Consider the following 2,313-nt stretch of genomic DNA (forward strand, 5'->3'; position numbering starts at 1 on the left):
CCCCCCAGAGGAACATTTTAGGATTTTTCATTTCATTCTCCTTGTTTGAAATTTATCGGTATTTTACTATCCGTTTACTTTAAAAATTTTAAATTGCGTGCGGCCGCGCCGTTTTAACGCGGCTATTTAAAATTCCGCTTTTAAAATTTGCTCACTCTTTTTGAAATTTCGTTTTAAAATTTTACTAGCGCGACGGAATTTTACAGAGCGGAATTCTGCGGGATAAAGCAAAATTCCGCCGGACAGGATTCCGCATCTCTGCGGAATTCGGAAGCGGAAGGCAAAAGCGAAATTTAAAAATTTACAGAGCTACTCCTCTATCTTTTTACCTGCAAATCGTACAAGAGCCCACGTAACGGCAAGCCCCATCGGCAGCGCGATCCAGACGCTAAGCCCTAGTGCTACGGGCAGATAGCCTGCCACCACGGCGACCGCTCCGACGGATAGAGCGTAAGGCATCTGCGTCTTTACGTGCTCGATATGATCGCAGCCCGCGCCCATCGACGAAAGGATCGTGGTATCCGAAATCGGCGAGCAGTGATCGCCGAAAATCGCGCCCGTAAGCACGCCCGAGATATTTACGACCATATAGGCGTGAAGCGCATCGCCCGAAAGCCCGTGGGCAAGTCCCACGGCGTTTGCCAAAGGTATGGCAAGCGGCATTAGAATTCCCATCGTGCCGTAGCTCGTGCCCGTCGAAAAGCTAATGAACGAGCCTAGCACGAAAATCGCTACCGGAAGCAAGAATTTCGGCGTATTTTGGCTTAGCATATCGACCAGATAGCGCGACGTGCCGAGCTCTTTGATGACTGAGCTGAGCGACCAGGCAAGCAGCAAGATCACGATCGTAACGATCATCGTCTTCCACCCCTTGATCCACGTAGAGATCGCCTCTCTGACGTTAAAAATTTTGCGGTAAACGCCCATAAATATAGACACGACCGTAGCAAGAAGCGCCGCTTGAAAAAGCGCGACCGACGAGTTTGCGTTGCCAAACGTCGCCTGAAGCGTCGTAAAGCTTAGCGGAGCGGCTTTTGCGGCTGCTAGAGCGTCGCCCTCAAGCTTGCTTAGCCCGCTAAAATAAAAGCTCGCAAACGCGCCGCAGATTAGCACTATAAGCGGGATAACGGCGTTTGAAGCCTGCGGCTTGATCCCCTCTTTGGGCTCTAGCGTTTTATCTTCTAGCTCGGCGATGTTAGAATTTTTAGAGTGGATTTCGCCCGTCGCTGCGCGCCTTTCGGCAGAGAGCATCGGCCCGAAATCCCTGCGCATGAACGCCACGTAAACTACGAAAGCAAGCATAAAAAGATTGTAGAAGCGGTACGGCATGGTTTGCACGAAGATCGAGAAGGCGTTTACGTTTTGTACGCCGATCTGATCATATCCCGCTCTTATCAAAGAGACCTCAAGACCTACCCAGGTAGAAATTAGCGCGATACCCGCAATCGGCGCGGCGGTAGCGTCGATGATGAAAGCGAGCTTTTCGCGGCTGACTCTAAATTTATCGGTGATCGGCCGCATGACAGGGCCTACGATCAGAGCATTTGCGTAGTCGTCGAAAAATACGAAAAGACCCATAACCCACGTCGAAATTTGCGCCGAGATACCCGTTTTTAGCGCGCTTGCTAATCCAAAGCGCCACGGCTTTCGTGCCGCCCGTCCTGCTAATCAGCGCGACTACGCCGCCGATACAAAGCACCTGCAAAAGCACGCCCGCGTTGCCTTTGCTAGCCATCGAGCCCACCACGCGCGAGACCAGATCCGTAAAGCTGCCCACAAGCGCGGAGATCGGATTGTCATTAACGACTGCTAGCATATAGGTGCCGCTAAAAACGCCGATGAAAAGCGATAAAATCACCTCTTTGGTGATAAATGCAAGCGCGATCGCCACGACGGGCGGCACCAGCGTCCAGATACCGAAAAGCTCGGCATTATGCTGCCTAGTTGCGTCATCCACCGCAAACGCGGCAACCGATAAAAACATTAGTAATATAATTTTTTTCATTTTCTCGCCTTAAAATTTAATGCTTCTCGATAAAAAGCCCAGCCCAGCTCTGCTGCGTCGCCATCGCCTCTACGATGTTGATATTTACTCGGTGCGGCATCGCTAGGCAGCTTAGCACGATCTGCGCGATATCCTCGGGCAGGATCGCATCGACCCCCTCATACACGGCCGCAGCGCGCGCTACGTCGCCCTTAAAGCGCACCTCGCTAAACTCGCTCTTACAGATTCCCGGCGCGATTTCCGTCACGCGGATGCCCGTGCCGCGCAGGTCGTTGCGGATATTGCGGCTAAACTGCTTGATAAACGCC

Annotated in this window: 2 pseudogenes; both read right to left on the bottom strand. The window is 51.9% G+C overall.

Annotation, left to right across the window (positions count from 1 at the left end):
- Window positions 1-309: 309 nt before the first annotated feature.
- Window positions 310-2,005: pseudogene (locus tag Q0372_RS04355) on the bottom strand (Na+/H+ antiporter NhaC family protein).
- A gap of 16 nt (window positions 2,006-2,021) precedes the next feature.
- A pseudogene (locus tag Q0372_RS04360) lies at window positions 2,022-2,313 on the bottom strand (NAD(P)-dependent oxidoreductase); the annotation flags it as partial.

It is taken from the genome of uncultured Campylobacter sp. (assembly GCF_937997405.1).
GTDB lineage: Bacteria > Campylobacterota > Campylobacteria > Campylobacterales > Campylobacteraceae > Campylobacter_B.